The 19,839-nt window shown below is 52.5% G+C and carries 17 protein-coding genes and 2 tRNA genes; 9 read left to right on the top strand and 10 right to left on the bottom strand.

Annotation, left to right across the window (positions count from 1 at the left end; translation table 11 throughout):
• Positions 1 to 348 precede the first annotated feature (348 nt).
• The 5 genes from EPA93_RS31245 (at position 349) to EPA93_RS31225 (ending at position 4,763) form a co-directional block, all read left to right on the top strand.
• A complete protein-coding gene (locus tag EPA93_RS31245) occupies positions 349 to 1,632 on the top strand; it encodes a glucosaminidase domain-containing protein (protein WP_129891280.1) in 1,284 nt (427 codons plus the stop codon).
• Positions 1,633 to 1,943: 311 nt separating this feature from the next.
• Positions 1,944 to 2,023: transfer RNA gene (locus EPA93_RS31240), tRNA-Leu, on the top strand.
• A gap of 64 nt (positions 2,024 to 2,087) precedes the next feature.
• A tRNA-Val gene (locus EPA93_RS31235) sits at positions 2,088 to 2,161 on the top strand.
• A gap of 397 nt (positions 2,162 to 2,558) precedes the next feature.
• On the top strand, positions 2,559 to 3,407 hold the full coding sequence (locus tag EPA93_RS31230; protein WP_165423507.1) for a PadR family transcriptional regulator: 849 nt from the start codon (positions 2,559 to 2,561) through the stop codon (positions 3,405 to 3,407).
• Between the two features lie 360 nt (positions 3,408 to 3,767).
• Positions 3,768 to 4,763, top strand: a complete 996-nt coding sequence (locus EPA93_RS31225; protein ID WP_129891278.1) for an LLM class flavin-dependent oxidoreductase — start codon at positions 3,768 to 3,770, stop codon at positions 4,761 to 4,763.
• 309 nt (positions 4,764 to 5,072) lie between these two features.
• On the opposite strand, the gene EPA93_RS31220 is transcribed toward EPA93_RS31225, so the two are convergent.
• From EPA93_RS31220 to EPA93_RS31190, 7 genes are all read right to left on the bottom strand, one after another.
• Complete coding sequence (locus tag EPA93_RS31220; RefSeq protein WP_129891277.1) at positions 5,073 to 5,636, bottom strand: 3'-5' exonuclease; 564 nt, start codon at positions 5,634 to 5,636, stop codon at positions 5,073 to 5,075.
• 60 nt (positions 5,637 to 5,696) lie between these two features.
• Positions 5,697 to 6,788: an aldo/keto reductase gene (locus EPA93_RS31215; protein WP_129891276.1), complete on the bottom strand. Its 1,092-nt coding sequence runs from the start codon at positions 6,786 to 6,788 to the stop codon at positions 5,697 to 5,699.
• Between the two features lie 187 nt (positions 6,789 to 6,975).
• Positions 6,976 to 7,908, bottom strand: a complete 933-nt coding sequence (locus EPA93_RS31210) for a helix-turn-helix domain-containing protein (protein ID WP_129891275.1) — start codon at positions 7,906 to 7,908, stop codon at positions 6,976 to 6,978.
• A gap of 102 nt (positions 7,909 to 8,010) precedes the next feature.
• The gene (locus EPA93_RS31205) at positions 8,011 to 9,312 is read right to left on the bottom strand and encodes an MFS transporter (RefSeq protein WP_129891274.1); all 1,302 of its coding nucleotides are present in this window, start codon (positions 9,310 to 9,312) and stop codon (positions 8,011 to 8,013) included.
• Between the two features lie 281 nt (positions 9,313 to 9,593).
• A complete protein-coding gene (locus EPA93_RS31200) occupies positions 9,594 to 10,514 on the bottom strand; it encodes an alpha/beta fold hydrolase (RefSeq protein ID WP_129891273.1) in 921 nt (306 codons plus the stop codon).
• A gap of 49 nt (positions 10,515 to 10,563) precedes the next feature.
• The gene (locus EPA93_RS31195) at positions 10,564 to 10,968 is read right to left on the bottom strand and encodes a response regulator (RefSeq protein ID WP_129891272.1); all 405 of its coding nucleotides are present in this window, start codon (positions 10,966 to 10,968) and stop codon (positions 10,564 to 10,566) included.
• A 304-nt stretch (positions 10,969 to 11,272) separates the two neighbouring features.
• Positions 11,273 to 13,894, bottom strand: a complete 2,622-nt coding sequence (locus EPA93_RS31190; RefSeq protein ID WP_129891271.1) for an FAD-binding oxidoreductase — start codon at positions 13,892 to 13,894, stop codon at positions 11,273 to 11,275.
• A gap of 317 nt (positions 13,895 to 14,211) precedes the next feature.
• On the opposite strand from EPA93_RS31190, the gene EPA93_RS31185 reads away from it, so the two are divergent.
• The 3 genes from EPA93_RS31185 to EPA93_RS31175 are packed head-to-tail and all read left to right on the top strand — an operon-like array spanning position 14,212 to position 17,507.
• Positions 14,212 to 14,940 (top strand): TetR/AcrR family transcriptional regulator, encoded by a 729-nt coding sequence (locus tag EPA93_RS31185; RefSeq protein ID WP_129891270.1) that lies wholly within the window; start codon positions 14,212 to 14,214, stop codon positions 14,938 to 14,940.
• 57 nt (positions 14,941 to 14,997) lie between these two features.
• Positions 14,998 to 15,918 carry an ABC transporter ATP-binding protein gene (locus EPA93_RS31180; protein WP_129891269.1) on the top strand — a complete coding sequence of 307 codons (921 nt, stop codon included), beginning with the start codon at positions 14,998 to 15,000 and terminating at the stop codon, positions 15,916 to 15,918.
• Positions 15,915 to 17,507: an ABC transporter permease gene (locus EPA93_RS31175; RefSeq protein ID WP_129891268.1), complete on the top strand. Its 1,593-nt coding sequence runs from the start codon at positions 15,915 to 15,917 to the stop codon at positions 17,505 to 17,507. Before EPA93_RS31180 ends, EPA93_RS31175 begins: the two co-directional genes overlap by 4 nt.
• A 160-nt stretch (positions 17,508 to 17,667) precedes the next feature.
• Here the strand turns inward: EPA93_RS31175 and EPA93_RS31170 are convergent, their stop codons facing one another.
• The 3 genes from EPA93_RS31170 to EPA93_RS31160 form a co-directional block, all read right to left on the bottom strand.
• The gene (locus tag EPA93_RS31170) at positions 17,668 to 18,000 is read right to left on the bottom strand and encodes a hypothetical protein (protein WP_129891267.1); all 333 of its coding nucleotides are present in this window, start codon (positions 17,998 to 18,000) and stop codon (positions 17,668 to 17,670) included.
• An 8-nt stretch (positions 18,001 to 18,008) separates the two neighbouring features.
• Complete coding sequence (locus tag EPA93_RS31165) at positions 18,009 to 18,224, bottom strand: hypothetical protein (protein ID WP_129891266.1); 216 nt, start codon at positions 18,222 to 18,224, stop codon at positions 18,009 to 18,011.
• Between the two features lie 82 nt (positions 18,225 to 18,306).
• Complete coding sequence (locus EPA93_RS31160) at positions 18,307 to 18,543, bottom strand: hypothetical protein (RefSeq protein ID WP_129891265.1); 237 nt, start codon at positions 18,541 to 18,543, stop codon at positions 18,307 to 18,309.
• A gap of 123 nt (positions 18,544 to 18,666) precedes the next feature.
• On the opposite strand from EPA93_RS31160, the gene EPA93_RS31155 reads away from it, so the two are divergent.
• Complete coding sequence (locus EPA93_RS31155) at positions 18,667 to 19,839, top strand: helix-turn-helix domain-containing protein (RefSeq protein ID WP_129891264.1); 1,173 nt, start codon at positions 18,667 to 18,669, stop codon at positions 19,837 to 19,839.

The following is a 19,839-nucleotide window of genomic DNA, read 5'->3' as shown; positions in this document are numbered from 1 at the left end:
ACTTTGTTGATATTGAACTGCACACCTATTTTGACGCCATACACCGTTCAATAGTTAAAACGCCTATGCGTTGAAAAATGTTGTAAGTATTGCTACATACTAGTGTATTTGCTCTATGCAATGGGTAAGTTTTCCTGAGCCGAGGAGGGAAGATAGAGCGCGCTTCGGCGCCGCAGGCGGCGTACTCGTCAATCACTGCTTGACAAAGCACTGGTGGCCTTTCTCGGAGAGCAAAGAGGCAAATTACTTGTATATGGATAAGTTTGTTGTATGAGCTTAAGTTTCAAGGAGAGACTGCTGGGGATAGCTTATAACGACAGCGTAGTAGAGGTACTGTAGGTTGTTTACATGACGGAAAAATGGATAAGACACCGGCGGCTACGGCCGTATGTTTTTTTAGTCTTCAGCACGCTAGCTGTTCTGATTGGGGGCAGCATAACGCTGCTCTGGCAGGTGCATGATAGCCAGAGCAGTAACGCGGCTGGCGGCATTGTTGGACCTCCTACGCTACCAGCTGAGACTGTAGATAAGATCTTTGCGCGTGTAGGTAGTCCAATGGTTGGAACCGGTAAGGTGGTGGAGCAGGCGGCGCGTCAGGCGAATATTGACGATGCCTTTGCTCTGGCGGTGTGGTGGGTAGAAACCAATGATGGGGCAGCCGGGGTAGGACGGGCAGACCGCAATCCAGGAAGTGTGCGGGGTGGCCTTGGCTATCCGGTGGCCTATGATGGCTATACTATTTATCCTTCCTATGCTACTGCGGTCCTTGATTGGTTTAATCTTCTGAGGAATCGCTATGTGAATCGTGGCATGACCTCGGTCTATACGATTTGCTATCCTTATGTGGGAACTGCTAGTGCTCTTTCGTGGGCCAATAAGGTTGTGAATTTCATGGCGCGCTATCATAGCGAGGCGCCTCCTCCGACCGCAATAGCTACTCCCACGCAGCCGGCCAAAGTGGATTCAGTGCCCGTATATGAGCATCGGGTACGCGATCAACAGCAGGAAACGCGACCTGCAACTGTGCTGCAGCGCATTCGGCAGCAAGATCAGCAGGCTCAAGCCTCGCCCGTCGTGGCAGGAACCACAGCTTTGTTGGCTAGCATTAATGAGGAACGCAACCTCGTTGTGGGCCTGGCTATTCTTGCCGCTCTGCTGCTTGCTGGCTGGACGATCATGCTTAGACGTAAGTCGGCTCTGCCTGCGTTTGTCGAGCACACGCCTACAACTGAGGCGCTTAGCGAACTGGCGACGCCTTTGCCGCCGCTCTTTGCTAACGAATTCTCGCCAGTCCTGGAAAGCGATACAGCGCAATTGCTGGAATGGGAAGAGGGCCCAATCTCACAGCCCTTACCTGCAGCAGTCTTTGCACCAGCTGAGGAGGAGTCTGGCAGTACGCGCACAACCGATCCGTCCTTGCGGCGCGTGGTCCTGGTACGCTCCGATACTGGCGAATACGAGACCTATGTTGTGGAAGAGCAAGTAGAGGGCGCTGAAGTCCTGGTCGGCGCGAGAGTTGAGAATTTTGAGCATCATCAGCGCTCGTTATCGCTCTCGGGTCTGTCGCCTTCATCATCAGGTACGCAGCGCTCCGGTGGTTTATTGCAACGCTATCGTGAGGGACAATGGTAACGCGGCTGATGGCTCATAGAAGCATTGCAGCTGTTAGAGCATAGGATGCTCGCAGGGAAAAATCTGGCATTGGCTGGTTCCCTGCGAGCATTTTATTTTAGCTAGAGAGGCCGATGAAGCTGTGGCTTGAAGTGTGGCTGGCTAGGGATAGATAGCATTATGCTTTTGCCCGGGACCCGCGGCAACTAGCGGCGCAACTGGTTTTACTCATCTGGGAGATCGTCGGCTAAAATCCGCTAGAAGTGCCTGTAAACTGTTGACAAATCGCTATGTTAGGTGTATTATGTTTTCCGTAATCCATATGGTGATTTGCCCTCGTGGCGGAATGGTATACGCAGCAGGTTGAGGGCCTGTGCCGAGAGGCGTGGTGGTTCGAGTCCACTCGAGGGCACCTTTTGGTGGGCATCCGGCGACGATCACTTGTCTGATGCTCATTTTTGTAAATTCCTCACTATGGGCGACTAGCTCAGCTGGTTAGAGCGGCTGCTTTACACGCAGTAGGTCAGGGGTTCGAATCCCTTGTCGCCCACTCATCACGACTCCACAAGCCCTTCTATAGCAAGCAGGCAGTATGCTGTAGGAGGGCTTTTTGTATGTTTTTGGGAGTTGAAGCCTGCTGCCTGATTTGAGACGTTTTCTGTGAGATGACAGTGCTAGATGTAGGGGATTGTGGATATGCTGAGGAGAGGTGTTTGTTTTACTTAATCGTCTGAGAATAAGGCTACCTTGTTTAGGAAACGTACTCTTGCCCACTACAGAGGATGCATCTCCGCCCCTTTATCATTATGCCTCGTCTCTCCCGATGGATTGGTTTACAGCGCTGCCTTGACAGATAGCCCGATCATGCTGTATTATATCCATGCAAACTAGTTTGGACAAACTAGTTGAGTAAAATAACTCTGATGAGAGGAAACAAGCGGAGTTCGATGAGTTATCGTCTGGTCATTCTTGGTATCCTGGCCGAACAGCCGTACTATGGCTATGAGCTGAAGCAAACAATTGAGCGACAACACTTTGCTGATTATATCAGGCTGAGCGGCGGTGGCCTCTATTATCATTTGCGCAAGCTGCGCGATGAGGGATATATCGAAGAGCAGATGGTAGAGCGCGAGGGAAATTATCCCGACCGCCACATTTATCGGATTACGAAGCCCGGGCGCGCTTATCTGCTGGATCTTTTGCGTACAACGCTAAGCGATGCGGCTGGACGGCGATCGTATGATCCCATAGATGCAGCTCTGGCCTTTGCCTTTCTCCTTCCCCGCGAAGAGGTGCTGGCACGCCTGCAACATCAGCTTGACGCTATGCATTCCTTGCTGGCGGTAGCTTACGTCACACAAAGAGTCCATCAACGTCTCATAGAGCATACGGCGTCGCGCCCTGCTAGCTTTGAGAAAAGCGAGAGCCTCTATGCTCAGTTGATGCTTGATCGCAATGTGGCTTTATTGGAACAAGAGGTGCGCTGGCTGCAGGAGGCCCGAGAGCGCATCGCGGCAAATTCCGACTTTGCTGTGGGTGAGATCGCATCTCATGATCCAGCTTTCAAAGACGAATATTCGCCATTTGAGCAAAAGCTCGGCAAGGCGGCTGAGGTTACCACATCATATTCACGACAACTACAACAGGCCTGGAATGAATATGAGGAGAGTCTGAAGGCGAACGGGGGAGGCGAGGCGGCCCGGGCCTTTGCCAGCTATCAGCGTCGTATTGCGGAGGCTCGCCAGGCTTATGAGGCGAAAACGCGCCAGCTAGAGCTCTCTGAGGAGGATTCTTGAAAGTATTTTTTTATCTCGCTAGTTTGTGCAAACTAATTTATATAAACTATAAGTAGTGGCTTGTGTCGTTCCCAACTTGTGCTTAACTCGGTTAAAAGCAGAACTCTACGGAGTGAGGGGGGAGAGTGAAAAGTAATAAAAAGTGGCCTGGGAAGTCACTTATAGGTATATCGGTTGTAGGTTAATATTTGGGCTGGCTTATATATTTAGCCGGTTGCGTGACTATAGTCCGAAGAACGCGGTACTAAAGGTTATGCCGGTTTCTAGCTCGCTGTTGCCAGGATATATGGAGAGAAAGCTAACTGTTTTTTTGACTACGTAGTTTGTGCAAACTAATTTGTGCAAATTAAAAAGGAGAAAATGATGTTGCAAAGCAAGACGAAATTTGGTCTGTTATTGACGAATCGCGGCGTGATGATCGGCGCGACGACGACTGATGAGATGCTGAAAATGGCAAAGCTAGCTGATGAGGCGCCTGCCTGGGATTCGGTCTGGGTGGGCGATTCGATTTTTGCCAAGCCGCGCCTGGATTCACTCGTTATGCTAGGTGGCCTGGCTACACTAACCAAACGCGTCAGGCTTGGTCCCGCCTGCTTTGCCAGTACTCCCCTGCGCCCGGCTCTGCTTCTGGCCTACCAGTGGTGTAGTCTTGATTTGCTCTCGGGTGGGCGTACAATCTTTATTGCTTGCCAGGGGCGTAACTTCCATGGCGGAGGCAAGTTTACTGATGAGTACGAGGCCTTCCATATTGATCCGGCAACACGCAGTCAGCGCCTGGAAGAGGCTGTAGAGATTCTCAGGCGGCTCTCCAGCGAAGAGCATGTAAGCTACCAGGGGGTCTATAATCAGTTCACTGATGTGACTGTGCTGCCGCGCCCCATACAGCAGCCAATTCCGATCTGGCTTGTGGCTGACTATAATCCGATTAAGCCCAAGCTGATGGAGCGCGCTCTGCGCCGAGTGGCAAAATATGCTGACGGCTGGATGACGGCAGTCGCCACGCCAGAGATGATCACGGCAGGACTTGAGAAGCTGCACCAGCTGGCCCAGGAAGAGGGGCGCACGCTGCCGCCAGGCTTTGATGTCGGCCTTACCTACAATATACATGTCAATGAGGACAAAGACGCGGCCTTTGAGGAGAGCAGGGAATTCCTGAAACGCTATTACGGAGAGGCGTATGAGCGCGACTTCCTCGAAACCTATTGGCTGGCCTCTGGCTCTCCCGAGCAGTGTGCCGAACGCTTGCGCCAGTTGATCACTGCTGGCGTGACCCATCCGATTTTGCGTATCACCGGCTTTGATCAACATCGCCAGTTTGAGCGCATAACCCAGGAAGTGTTGCCCTTGCTGGGATAGTTAGCGTAAACGGGCAAGCGAGCTTGATGAGGAGCTGCTTAACAGGGGGCTTATTGTGCTCAACAAGGTGTTTTCGCCTGCTGAGCTTGCGACCCTCTGCGATCTACTGAAGCGCCTTGCAGAAGAAGCTGAAGAGCCTCTTGTTGAGTAAGGAGCGCCTGCGCTACAGAAGCCGTCTACTCCCTACCAGGGGAGCAGACGGTAGCAAAAATTCGAGGCGGTCCGTACATACTGGTCTCTGCGTGAGTTGCTAAACTGATTAGGAGCAGATGGATTGGAGAAGTAATCGCCGAAGCCGGAGCGCCCGGCTCAGTTTGAGCTTCTTCCGTGTTTCATCATTCCGGCAAAGAGCGCTGCGATATTCCAGGCATCATCATCTCCGCGGTGATGGGTTCCCTCAAGGGGCAGGCCTGCAATCTCTAAGGCTGTAGACATCCCCACCTCGTGAGGCAAACCATACCAGAGCGCAAAAAGGGCCTTGATATTGATATGCCTGGGAGCGAAGGGATAGGCAACCTGACGAGAGTGGCACTGCCTTTCAAAACGCAGACGATCAGCTTCTCCATAACTTGCCCAGATTCGTTCATGGGAAGCATACGCAGTTTGCAGGAGCTTACATGCTTCGGCGAAGGAAACACCCTGTTCGACCTGCTCTTGCGTTAAGCCTGTCAATTGCGTGCAGAAAGGACTGACAGTAGAACGTTCAGGACGCACAAGAATGCTGGTTTTGTCCTGTGGCTTCCAGGAAGCTACATCGAGTAGACAGAGACCAATCTCGATGATCTCGCTCTCCTGTCCCGGTGGTATGCTGGTTTGCCAACAGGTGGCCTCGATATCAACGATCAGCACCTGGTCCAATTTTCTTTTTGCCATAGCGTCCCTTCCTTCTGTATTAGTACGCTCGCGTACTCTACAAGCTGTAAAGCAAAGGGCTCACTTAGCCTCTGCCTTCTGTATGGCATTGAGCAATTGAGCGTGTCGATTAGTATCAATGGAATTGAATATACCGCCATATACTAACTGACGAGTGCCCTCATCGGCTAGAAAGTCGACTGGATGATCTTGTGGGATGCGACTCACCGTATCGAGCCGCTGCAGGTGCTCAGGTGAGAGTCTTACATCCAGGCAACCCAGATTATCGCGAAGTTGGGAGGCATTTGTCCCAGAGATAATGGGGATAATCCCTTGAGATTGCGCTCGTAGCCAGGCCAGCGCGACCTGTGGAGGAGTACAGCTAATCTCATCGGCGACCTGCTGTACAGTATGGGCGATAGTAAGATCGCGCTCCGCACGGCCGTTGAAACGAAACTGGTTACTAGCAAGGCGGCCCACTTTGCCCGCAGCCTGTTTTGACTCCTCTCGTGTGTATTTGCCACTTAGCAAGCCATACGCCAGAGGAGACCAGGCTGTAACGCTGACGCCAAAGCTCTGAGCCATCGGTAAGAGCTCTCGTTCGGGAGTGCGCTCAACTAGATTATACTGGATCGAGAGGGCTACAAAAGGGCTCCAGCCATAGCGCTCAACCAGCGTATTAGCCTGCGCTACTACCCAGGCAGGAACGCTAGAAATGCCTAGATAGAGCACTTTGCCCGCTCGCACCAGGTCATCGAGTGCGCGCATTACCTCTTCAACTGGCGAGAGAAAATCCCAGGCATGCACATAGTAGAGATCTATATAGTCGGTCTTCAAGCGCTTGAGGCTAGCTTCAAGGGCCTGGACCATACTCTTGCGGTGATTGCCTGCTCCATTGGGGTTATCCTGGCCAGTATAGCACGCATATTTTGTCGCCAGCACAATACGTTCGCGATCGGTAGCTATGAACTCTCCAAGCAGTTTCTCGCTCTCTCCTTCGGTGTAGATATTTGCCGTGTCGAGGAAATTTCCTCCAGCCTCAACAAACGCCTCGTAGATTTTTCGACTTTCTGCACGTGTGGCGCCCCAACCCCAGTTTTCGCCAAAAGTCATTGTACCCAGGCATAGTTCAGAGACGCGCAATCCGCTCGTACCAAGTAGCTTGTAACGCATGTATAGCTCTATCCTTTCATTATATACACCTTTATGGGAAAGTGAGCAAAGGAAAGATAGCCTTGTATCCCTTCGCATTGTGACCGCTTATAATCGGTGTATTTCTCCCATATTCCATCGTTATGATAGAGCAATTGGGGGCGGCTTTCTGTCGAATTTTCGCGAAATTTGTCGAAAAGGTGGGCAATCAGGATTGTTGTCGATACTGGCGAGGAGTAACACCAAACCGATGCTTAAATGCCTGTGTAAAGTGGCTCTGGGTCTGAAAACCCACGGCTAGCGCCACCTGGCTTAGTGGCTGATCTGTCTCTCTTAGCAGATGTTGAGAGTGCTCAAGACGCGTATTGATCACAAACTGATGTGGAGTCTGGCCAGTACTTTGCCGAAAGAGGTACCCGAAATGGTAAGCACTGAAGCCAACTTGCTCGGCAAGCACTTCAAGCGAGAGCTTATCAGCGAGATGGGTCAGAATATAATCAGTTAATTGTCCCATCTGGCGCCGAGATAGCTTCTGGTTGGGAAGCTCGACATGGATGTCCTTAGTTTGATAATGTTTCAGTAGATGAACGGCTAGCATTTGAGCTGCTGTTTCGGCATAGAGCTGGCCGGCAGGGGTCGGCAGCTCTAGCTCTTGCTGCAGCGCCAAGGCTATCTGGGCCAGAAGAGGATCATGAAAAGCCGAAAGTTCTTTTAAATGCTGGTTTGCTCGGTCATAGCCTGCAATCTGTTCAGCGCTACGCTCAAGCAGGGCTTTTTTCAGATGGATATGGACCAGGCAGATGGGCGTGGCGGAAAGACTATGCCAGCGCAATTCGTAAGGGCTACTGGCAGCAGGCGTTAGAAACAATTCATTTTCATGGACCCGATATCCCTCCCAGGGGCCATTCACATCTCTACTCTCGAAATGCATTGCTCCCTGCTTGACCAATACCAGGTGAATATCAGGTACCGAGGGCAAGGTGATATCCTCGACCTGTGCCGGTTCATGAAAGGTTCTTACTAGAATATCTTTCCAGCCGGCCTCTCGGCTGGAAAGAACAGGCGATGTAGCTGTATGCTTCTCAAAATCAAGAGTTGAGGCAGAGAAAGAAGCTGTATAATTTTCTACCTGGTTAGTCATTATGATCAGCGTTGCTTATTAGATTCGAGACGAAAGACCGTAGTAATATAGCATAGAGTTTACGATACATCAATGTAATCTTGTCTCCTTCAAAAAGCATGCCTAGCTTGCAGCCTGAGCGTTCTCGGACGTCTCGCGGATGGTGCGCATGCGGCGTAGTTCGGGCCATATCAGGGCGACTGCGGCCACGACAACTATGGTTCCAACGCCACCTAACGCAACTGCCGGGATCGGGCCGAGCAGTTGCGCGGCCAGGCCGGACTCAAACCCGCCTAACTGATTCGAGGTGCCGATGAAGAGCGAGGTTGCGGCACTGACGCGTCCGCGCATCTCGTCGGGTGTGCGTACAAGGGTTAGCGTGCCACGGATGAGCATGCTGATATTGTCAAGGCCGCCCAGCACAAAGAGCATAAGAAAAGAGAGCCAGAACCAGTGAGAAAGGCCAAAGACGATGGTGGCGAGGCCAAAGCCTGTGATGGCCAGCAATAGCGTGCGTCCCGCGCGCTGAAAAGGTGGGCGATGCGCCAGGAAGAGCGCCATACTAACGGCACCAAGCGAGCCGGCGGCCTGCAGCCAGCCCAGGCCGATAGAGCCAACTTGAAGAATATCTTTGGCAAAGATAGGCAGCAGAGTAGTTGCTCCACCAAGGAGGACTGCGAAAAGGTCTAGCGTCATAGCGGCGAGCATGACTTGAGTGCGCCCCAGAAATTGAAGCCCCTCCACGACTGTCTTGAGAGAGCGTTTTTGCGTACTCTTTGAGGGTTGTACCTGGGAACGTACACGCAGCGTGAGCGCGAGCAGCGAGATGATGATAAAAGCTGCCGCGCTTAGCACATAGACGAAGGTGGCTCGGCTGAAAAGGGCTATCAAGAAGCCGCCAGAGGCCGGTCCCAGCACAGAGGCGAGCTGGCCGGAGCTCGTTCTCCAGGCTGTGGCATTCTCAAATGTCTGTTCAGATACCAGTTGTGAGACCAGAACGGAGCTGGCGGGGCTGCTAAAGGATTGCGCCCCTCCCATAAGGGCCAGGCAGGCATAAATGAGCCAGAGCGGGCCATGAAGAGCAGATAGGGTGGCCAGGCCTAGACTCGCCGCTCCCAAGAGAGCAAGCGAGATAAGGAAGATCATCTTCCGACTGTAGAGATCAACAATATAGCCAGAAGGCAGAAACAAAACAATGATGGGAATGATCTGTGCCAGACCAATGCCGCCGAGCACGAGAGCTGAATTGGTGCGCTCGAACAACTCCCAGCCAATGGCCACAGAAATCATTTGTTGCGCAAAAGCCGCGACAAATGTACAGCCTAGCAAGGTGCGAAAATTGCGGTAGCGTAAAGCTTCATAGGGGTCATGGGGATGCGATTCGTTTGAAATGGTAACCAGGGGAACCGATTGTTTATTGGGCATAATCTCCTCTTTATCGTCCTCTCAATGCGTCGGGCCCGAGAAAAGAGGCCAACCAACAAAAAAGTCAGACACCCAATTTTCTGCGGACCAACGACAGACATCGTATAGTCCAAAGATGCTGGGGGCTGACGTTCAGCTCACGGCCAGTCTCTTCAGAAGAATCGGAGAACTGGCATATCCAATTATATTTATTTTTCACAATACTATCTTCTTCAGCTTTTGTCAAGGGATGATGAGGTAGGAAATGCAGTTTACTATATTTCGATATCCCCTCTGTCGGCTCAATTTAATCCATGCAGGAAGCTGCGCAAAGCCGGAATTACCTGTTCTTGCCGGGTCCAGAAAGCAGTATGCCCGGCATTTTTTAGAGCCATGAAGTGGGCATGGGGAAGTCTGCTTGCTAGCAGCTCTCCATGCTCGAAAGGAACATCTGTATCTGCTGTGCCGTGGAGAATAAATGTTGGTGCGCTGATCTTCTCTAAAGGATAAGCCGGCATAAGCGCGAATTGCTCCATATCAATCTTGTAGCCAGCCTTGCGCAAACGGTTGAGCATGAGCGTTCTCAACATATCCGCCGGTGATTTAGCTCCTGGTAGCCAGCCAGCTAATACTACAAGCGGATAGAGAACTGGATCGAGTAAGAGCAATCTATCTGAAATGTATTTAAGGATACGCAGATAGAGAGGCCAGCCTTTGCGCTCTTCTTCGTCGGTGTAACGCCTGGTGATGGCGGAGATGGCAATCAGGCCGGAGCAGCGTTCGGGATGCCGCAGGGCAAATTGTAGGGCGCATGGCCCTCCTCCTGAGATGGCAAGGACAATAGCTTTCTGCAGATGTAATGCATCGAGGAGTGCGGCTAAGAGATCTGCCTGTTCCTCTGGCTTTCTGCCTGCAGTGGCTGGCGTGCGCAGATAGCCCGGGCGCGAGGGAGCGATCAAGGTGAAGTCGTGGCCGCCCAGCAAGCGGGCCAGCAAAATGGACTGATCATAGCCACCCGGCGTGCCATGGATGATCAGCAGGGCCGGACCATGCCCTTCCTTGCGGTATTCTACCTGGCCCAGGGCTGTATCTATCAGGCTGCTTTCGGCCTGTACACGCGCTATCTCTCTACGTTGCCAGCTTTGATATTGCCTGGCGATATAGAGACTGGCTGCCACAGTTGAAACCGTGGTAGCCAGAAACAAAAGAGGCTTTTTATGCATATCGTTATGCCTCGGTCTAACTTTTTGTGTTATTCTCCTGCCCCGGTGTTCAGGGGAGAAGTTTGCTCAGGGCGCTCAAAAACTCGTCTGTACCACAGGGTTTGTATAGCCCGGGAATGTGCCGCCGCTCGATCTCTTTCAGCGGTAAATTGGCGCTGATCATGATCGCCGGGATATGCTCCCAGCCCTGGGTGCCGTGGACGAGATCATAGATCTCAATGCCGTTCATCTCACCCGGCAGATCATAGTCGAGTACCAGTAGATTGGGTCGAATTTCAGTGATTACCTGTATGATTTGCGAGCCATCGGTGAGATGGACAACTTGATAAGGAGTATTTTTCTTAATCGCATGAATGAAAATACGGCTAAATATAGGACTATCCTCTATGAGGAGAATAGTTTTTTCAGAAGTAGAATGTTCATGTATTTTTATTGGTTTTTGCTCTTCCCGCATACGTCTCCCCTCAATATGCTTTAACTACTGTAGATCTATAATTTAGGTTAGGATACGCTAAAGTGAGCGGTTTGTCTAGAGAATATGTACTATTTGACTAGTCACTCTGTTCTGCAGATCCAGCATTGCTGCAGAGAGATGAAACATGCAAGCAAATACCGCCCGTTTGTTATTACGATTGAGCGTTACGGTATAGATGCAGTTATCAAGGCTGAAATAGGGTAGAAAATTCCAGGCGTTGAAGCAAGTTTGCCTTTCGCCTGGATATCGGATTGGCTTCAATCAGGAAGCTATATTGTTGGCTTTAGAGGTCGGCGACAAAGACGCCAGGATTCAGGATACCTTGTGGGTCCCAACGGGCCTTAAGCCTCTTCATTACTTCCAGACCCTGAGGTTGATAGCCCCAGCGGTCCAGCACATCTTCAGGATTGGTGCGCAATCCCTCTGGTACGCTGAGGGCAATAGCGTAGCCCTCGTTGATCAGAGCAGCCTTGCGCAAGCTTTCAAGCCAGCTTGCGGCCTCTGTTTCAGCGGGCTGGATAGCATGGACGAAGCCGCTGCTGATATCGGCGATGAAGGGAATGTCCTGCAGATGCCTGGCCTGGTCCTGGATGTATGCGGGCAACTCGCGTACCGGCAGGCCAACGCGAATCTGTAAGCCGGACATTGTGCCCAGCATGGCGGTCCAGATGTCAGTGCCGGTGAGCTCGTCGGTCTCCACGGGCTCAGGCGCGCCAGCCGCGTGTAAAGCCTGGCGAACCTGCTCAAGTTCGCAGCGCACATCTTCGCCAAGCCCTTCGGCCGTGTAGGTCAGAAGATACCTACTTTGCACAGTTGCTATGCCCTCATATCCCTTGCTCAGAACCAGGGCCGAAGCGTTCAGGGCGATTGGAAGTAGTTGCCTGGCCCAGATCAGCCCGTGGCGTACATCGTCAACCGGAACCAGCAGGGAGCGCCGGGCGCGGGGTAATCCAATCAATTTGAGCGTAACGTCGGTAATCAGTCCCAGGGTTCCGTATGAGCCCACGAAGGCCTTGGTGAGATCGTAGCCTGCTACGTTTTTGACGATGGGCCTTCCGGTGCGGATAAGCCGACCGTCAGTGAGGGCGGCCGTGACGTAGAGGACGTTATCGCGAATTGACCCATAGCGCATACGTTGCGGCGCGTTGAGGTTAGTTGCCACCAGACCACCGATTGTGGAGGAAGGCCAGGGCGAGGTAAGGGCGATCTGCTTACCTTTGCGAGCCAGGAAGGATTGTACCTCGGAAAGCGGCGTACCAGCTCCAACCGTGATGTATAGATCGTCGGGAGCGTAAGTCTTGATCCCGCTGAGCGAGGAAGTATCGAGCGTAACGGCGTTTGGATTGCTTCCGCTTGCCTTGCCTATGTAGACCTGCTGATTAGCTCTGGCCAGGGCCACCAGACCTTTAACCGCCTCTTCGGCCTTAGCCGGGATAAAAGTTCCGCTGGGCCTGGACTGCTCCCGATCGGGCTCTAGCCTGCTTTGCGCCGAGTAGCCAGCAAATGGACCCGTCTCGCCAGCGCCTGGCGAGGGGAAAACTTTGCCAGGATTAAAGATGACCTTTGGATCAAAAGCTAGCTTGACATCCCACATCGTCATAAGCTCTTCAGGCGTGTGCATCTCGGCCATGAATTCGCGCTTCTCGATGCCTACGCCGTGCTCACCGGTCAGGCTGCCGCCCATCTCTACACATTTTCTGACGATACCCCAGGCGGTATTGAGGACACGCCGCATCAGATCAGGATCTTCGGGGTCTGGGATCAAAAGCATGGGGTGCAGATTTCCGTCACCGGCATGCAATAGATGGCCGGCCCGTACGTCGTAGCGCGCGCAGAGCTTGTCAACTTCAAGCAGCATTTCGGCCAGGCGGCTGCGTGGAACCGTAATATCTACAGTATAGTACGAGGTGGCTGCGCGTGCCACGGCACCGCCGGCGCTCTTGCGCGCTAACCATATCCTGGCCCGCTCTTCCTCGTTGCTGGAGATGCGCATCACGTGGCCGCCATGCTGCTGAAGGATCTGGTCAATCTCGGCCATTTGCGCATCAAGGCTTTCGGGATAGCCATCAACCTCAATGATTAGTGTGGCTCCGGCATCCATGGGCAAGCCAGCGTGCGCGAATGGCTCGATCATATGGTTGATCTGCTTATCCATCATCTCCATCGTTGCGGGCACAAGTCCGGCTGCGATAACTGCAGAGACGGCGTGGCCAGCTTGCTCGACCGAATCAAAGACTGCAAGCATGGTTTTGACGGCCGGAGGATTGCGGACCAGCCTCACCGTAATCGCTGTGATCAGGCCGAGCATGCCCTCGCTGCCAGTGATCAGGCCACATAGATCATATTCGGGATAGTCAAGAGCATGCCCACCCACGCGAATGCGGCGCCCGTTGGCCAGCACAACCTCAAGGCCGGTAACGTAGTTGGTCGTCACGCCATATTTGAAGCAGTGCGGCCCGCCAGCGTTCTCCGCCACATTGCCACCGATAGTTGAGGCGCGCTGACTGCCAGGATCAGGAGGAAAGTACAATCCGGCTCGCCTTGCTCGTTCGTCAAGGCGTAAGTTGATCAGGGCCGGTTCAACCAGCGCGCTGCGTCCCTGAGCGTCGAGGTCCAGGATATGGTTCATATGCGAAAATTCGACGACAACTCCTCCGCGGTCCGCCACAGCACCACCTGAGAGGCCCGTGCCTGCTCCACGCCCAATGAGCGGGAAGTGATACTGAGCGGCCCAGCTGACAACGCGGTCGACATCTTCAGCATTATAAGGAAATACAACACCCTGGGGTAAGCCTTTATCTATGCCTCCATCGGCCTCATAGGCCACAAGAGAAGTGCTATCTGTAAATACCCGCCCTCGGGGCAACAAAGTCTTTAACAAGCTAAGCGCGGTCTCTTTCGACATTGCTTGTACCTTCTTCCTAATGGCATGGGGTGGTCCTGCGCCTCGCAAATAGCGTTGAGCACATATCTCTATGAAGTATAGCACGCTGCGACCGCACTCCACCAAGCTTATATCCAAAGCCGCGCAAGGTCTCTGTTGTGGGCCGAAGAGCCTTTGTTCAGCAATGGTTGGCTTTGAAGGTGTAAGGGCCTGCTCTCTACCTTTCCCCTTGACTTTTCCCCTGCCGACAGTATAATTATGACTAGCTAATGGAAGTGACTAAATAAATATATGACTAAATCATAATGATTGGTCAAAAATCAAAAGGAGGATAGAGAGTGTTGAGCCGAGGTGAGAGGGAGCAGGGGACAGACAAAGAGCGTTCGAAACGCCAGGAACGTGCCGAGCGCATCCTGGATGCTGCGGGGGAACTTTTGCGGCGTTGGGGCTACAAAAAAACTACGCTTGACGATATCTCAAAGCAAGCAGGCGTGGCAAAGGGAACCATTTATCTGCACTGGAAGTCACGCGAGGCCCTCTTCGAGGAGCTAATATTGCGCGAGTGGCGGTCCATCCTGGAGGATCTCAGGCAGCGCCTGGCAAACGATCCTACAGGTGTCATGCTCAGTTCTCTGACCAGACATGTTGTTTCGATTGCCGTGGGCAACCTATTGATGCTGCTGAGTGATACAGAGACACTGGGCGAACTGAGGCGCTCCAACATCTGGCAAGATATCGTAAAGTTCCGCATGGAGACAACTAAGATCTACCTGGAACAACTCCGCAGCGAGGGCCTATTGCGCACTGACACTGATGTACAGACACAGTTAAAGATGATGTCTGCCATCTGCACAGGTTTCTTCGTAGTTAATCCGCTCATGCCACCCGATTCGCGCTTCTCACCTGAAGAGATGGTAGAAGCACTCGCGGAGACGCTGCATCGCACTTTCGAGCCAGAGGAGCCACCTGCTCCTGAAGCGCTTAAGAGGGTCACACAGGCCTTTACTCAGGTACTTGATAGGTATGCAGAGCTCCTCGAACGCAAATACAATGAATCAAAACTTTAAATGACCTATAGTTTTAATAATCCAACTGATGCGCCAATAGAGTGGAGATGATTGCTCATGACGACAGCGCTTTCGGTATCCAATCTGGTCAAATCATTTGGCCGGACGCGTGCCCTGGATGGGCTCAATCTGTCTGTATGCACAGGTGAAGTGCATGGCTTTCTGGGTCCCAACGGAGCCGGGAAAACCACAACGATTCGCGTTCTGCTTGGTTTGTTGCGGGCCGACGCTGGAGATGCCCGACTGCTCGGCGGCGACCCGTGGAAGGATGCGGTCGCACTGCACCGCCGCCTTGCCTACGTCCCGGGCGATGTCACGCTCTGGCCGAATTTAACCGGCGGTGAGATCATCGACTTGTTAGGTCGGTTGCGTGGCAAGCTTGATCCGCATCGCCGCGCTGAGCTGTTGGAACGCTTCGAGCTAGATCCGAGGAAAAAGGCGCGTACCTACTCCAAGGGCAATCGACAGAAGGTCGCGCTGGTGGCGGCCCTGGCCTCTGAGGTGGAATTGCTGATCCTGGACGAACCAACCTCCGGCCTTGATCCATTGATGGAGGCAGTATTCCGCGAGTGTATTATGCAGGAGAAGAAGAAGGGGCGCACTGTTTTGCTGTCAAGCCACATTCTCGCTGAAGTAGAGGTGCTCTGCGACCGGGTAAGTATAGTTCGCAGTGGCCGCACTGTCGAAAGCGGTACGCTCAACGAACTGCGCCACCTCACCCGTACCTCAATTGTCGCCGAGGTAGCGAAGCCACCATCCGAGATGGCCGCGCTGCCCGGCGTGCATGGCCTCCGAATCGAAGGCCACCGGGTACGCTGCGAGGTGGACACCGATAAGCTAGACAGCGTATTGCAGCATCTCACCTTGCTCGGCGTGCGCAGCCTGATCAGCCAGCCACCTACCCTGGAGGAGCTGTTCATGCAGCATTATCAGACAGTACGGCCGACAAACGGCGGATATGCGGAGGTGTCCCGATGAAAACTCTTGCTGGCACTGGCGTGTTGGTCCGCTTGATCCTGCGGCGGGATCGGCTTCTATTGCTGCTATGGATCATGCTTGCTACGCTTGTGGTGATTGGCATTGCCGCCGGGGTTGCTGCAGCCTATCCCAGTGTCCAGGCACGCCAGGCATTCGCTAATGAGTCTATGAGTAATCCGACGCAAGTCCTGATGATTGGTCATATATACAGTACTTCTGTGGGAGGTCTTGTTGCCTGGCGGGTGCGTGGCGCGGCTGCCATCATTCTCGCCGTGGCAAGTATACTTACCATCACGCGCCATACACGCACCGAGGAGGAGTTGGGACGGCGCGAATTGCTGGGATCTGCCGTGGTTGGTCGGCACGCACAGTTATTGGCGGCACTGATCGTTACACTCGGTGCCAATCTGCTGGTCTCAGTCCTCATCACAACTGGACTCCTGAGCCTTGGGCTTCCCCTCGCTGGATCTCTCGCTTTGGGTTTGTCTCTGGCTGCTGCCGGGTGGATATTCGCCACGTTTGCCGCCGTGGTCGCGCAAGCGACGGAAAGCGCTCGTGCTGCCAATGGGCTTGCACTGCTGATCTTTGGCCTATCTTATCTGCTCCGGGCCATTGGCGATTCTGGTGTACCCTGGCTCTCATGGTTCTCGCCGTTTGGTTGGACGCAACAAATGCGCCCCTTCGCCGCGGAACAGTGGTGGCCGCTGCTCCTTGTGCTTGGCCTGGTTGTCGTGCTGGTGGCAGCTTCCTACGCGCTCTCCTCGCAGCGGGATTTGGGTGCGGGCTTCTTGCCGCCACGCTCTGGCCCGGCCACGGCATCAGCTGGCTTGCGCACTCCCTTAGCGCTGGCCTGGCGTTTGCAATGGGGCACGTTGATTACTTGGACTGTGGCATCTGCGGGCATCGGGGCGGCCTTAGGTGGCGTTGGCCAGAGTGCTACCAATCAGGTATTCGGACAATTCAAAGACTTGTTTACGCGCATGGGAAACTCTCCACAACTCGTTGATAGCTTCTTCGCTCTAAGCATCTATATTGCCAGCCAGGTCATCTCAATATATGCCATCCAGACGGTATTGCGACTTCGGTCCGAGGAAGCCAATGGGCGAGCCGATCCTCTATTAGCCATGCCGATCAGTCGATTTCGCTGGGCGTGCAGTCACCTGATCATTGCAGCCATAGGGCCAGCTATCGTGCTGACCGCGCTCGGCCTGGGCATGGGGCTTACTTATGGGCTGATCACCGGGAATGTGGGCTTTGAGCTACTACGCTTAGGTACCGCTGCGCTGATACGCGTGTTTGCTATCTTGGTGATGGTTGGTATCGCGCTGGCGCTGTATGGCCTGCTGCCGCGCTTTGCCCTGCTTGGGACCTATGTCCTGCTAGGACTGTTTCTGCTACTCGAATTGCTTGTCGAGTTTCATCTGATACCCTCATTGCTCCTGGCAGCCTCGCCGTTTGTCCTTACGCCAACCTTACCGGCTGCTCAACTAAGCGTTGCAAGTGCCGCGCTCCTGGCCCTGCTGGTCGGCGTAACTGCTGTGTTGACCTGGGCCGGGCTGAGCGGGTTTCGGCGCCGCGATATTGCTTGAAACTGCTAAGAATAAGCAAGCACACAGGTTGTGAAATACTGTATAACATTGGTTTTGTCAATTCGTTAGTGATCTGGGGCAGGACAAAATATGGCTTGATGATAGAAGCCCTGAGCTCCGCTAAGAGCTCAGGGCCGCTCTGTGGAGATGGAGAGAGGTCTTATGCTTCTGCTGGCGGGATAATGCTCTCCAGATAGCTTATCCCGCAGGAAGTTCCCACTTCGGCGAGCTTCAAGCCCGCAGGGAGATAGATGTTATGGCGCGCGTTGTGAATGCGGGGCAGCTTTTCGCGCTTGAACGTGCCATCGGGAAAATGGACGAGCCAGTAGTCGTGGTGCTGCGCATCCTGCTGCATTTCCAGGCAGCAGCCATGAGCGATCAGGATGGCCTCCGCTTCGGGCCCAATGTTCCAGAAGGCCTCATTGCTCACTGCGTACTTGCCCAGCTCGCCCCAGGGTGGACAAAATGGCGCGGGTGGAGGGGTATCTGTCATGTTAAACCCTACTCCATTACCTGCTGATAAATCTCAAGCATTATAGCGGCGGCCGCGTGCGGTTCCAGGAGCGTTTCAAGCTGCTCCTGATAGGCTCCCAACTGGGCATAGCGGTAGTTTATGGCCTCGTGGTTGGCAACCTGAGCATAGCCATACAAGGCATTTTTCATGGCCTCACACTCTAGCTCGATCTGGGCTCTGAGCTGGGCTACTTCACTGAGCATAACGCGTTCCTTTCTGCTTCTTCTCTCAACTTAACTGCAACAAGGTTAAACATCTCTATGAGACGCTACAAAAACAATTTTGTCACTGGCTACTAACTTCCTGACGTGTAGACATACTGACTAGGAAATAGCTGTGTTGGATCTGATCATAGCGAAACGGGATGTGGTGCTGTAAGAGCCACATGTAGCACTGATAAAAAGCAGTGGCGGTCTGCAGCCGCGTGGGCGAGGGCAAAGAGATGTTGTAGGCCTGGTAGGCCTGATTCAAGCGCTCCAGCATTGCTAGTATCGTTTGTGGCTTAGGTGCTTGATTGTTCATTATATGCTCCTTAGACATTAGGCACTTCCATACTTGAATATTATTTGTTTCTAGAATAAAATCAAGAAACAAATGTTACGTGCATGGAACACCCTGTTCCATTTTGGATAGGGAGGTACATATATGGAGAATAATGCATTTGGCGATTTAGTACGCTCCTATCGTCGTCAAAGAGGATGGAAGCAGGAAGAATTAGCAAAACGCTGGGGATTTACCAGAGAATATGTTTCCCAAATAGAGCGAGGAAAGAGAAAACTTGAAAAGAATGATCAAGTGAGACGCCTTGCTGATCTCCTCGGTATTCCGCAGGAACAGCTAGAGGCGATTGGAAAAAGTATACCTGTGCTGCAAAAGCCAGTAGAAGGCAATGATAGACTGCTGCAGGCGCTGCTAGAACCTGCACAAAATATGATAAAAATGTCCTGGTTGATTTGGCAAGGTGATGGGGGAATTATCGATCTTGAGGCAAGTTTATATAGTTTGATCAATGAGCTCAACCAGGCTCTGGAAAAGTATCGCGGTCAGTTTTTGGCTCCTGCATTACGTATACAGTCATACGCCTATGAAATGCTTGGGAAGCTTTCTATAGAACGTGTTCAGACTCAGAAAGCTATGGGGTATTTCCAAGAAATGTATGCTATAGCTGAAGAATTGAATGATGCAAATCTGCTTGCTTTGGCACTCGTTCATCAGGCTGAGATGCTGAGGCGTAGTAGCCGATATCATGCCTCAATGAGGAGGATGGAAGCTGTTGAAAAGCTGATACAACAACGCGGCCCAGAAATTGAAAATCATGTGAAAGGAATATTTTGGAAAGCTTATGCTATTAACTATTTCGTTATGAATGATGAGAATAATTTCTCTTGGACTATAGATAAAGCATTAGAGATCTCTGAGGACACAAGGCCATCTATTGCCTCGCAAGTTGATGAATTTGACAGAGTGGAGATACTCCAAACAAAAGCACATGGTTATACACAGCTCTGGAAACCGCAAACGGCTCTAGAGATTTATAAACAGACAGATAAACTTCGTTCTTTTCGACCTTTGCGAGACCAAAGCTCATATCATATTATTAAAGCCCAAGCGCATTGTTATGCGGGTGACATTAAGACAGGTATTAGCCATGCAATGAAGGGAATGGAACAGGCAGAAAGTTTTCACTCTACTCGTTACGTGATACGTCTTCAACAGATGTCTGATAGACTTCAGCCAACCCTTATAGGGAAAGAACAAGCTATGCAGAATCTACGACGAGAAATACAAGCGACACTACAAAGAATGAAGTATTGGTGA

It is taken from the genome of Ktedonosporobacter rubrisoli (genome assembly GCF_004208415.1).
GTDB classification, from domain to species: domain Bacteria; phylum Chloroflexota; class Ktedonobacteria; order Ktedonobacterales; family Ktedonobacteraceae; genus Ktedonosporobacter; species Ktedonosporobacter rubrisoli.
Note: the sequence above shows the minus strand (reverse complement) of the source record. Positions and strands in the feature narration are given on the sequence as shown.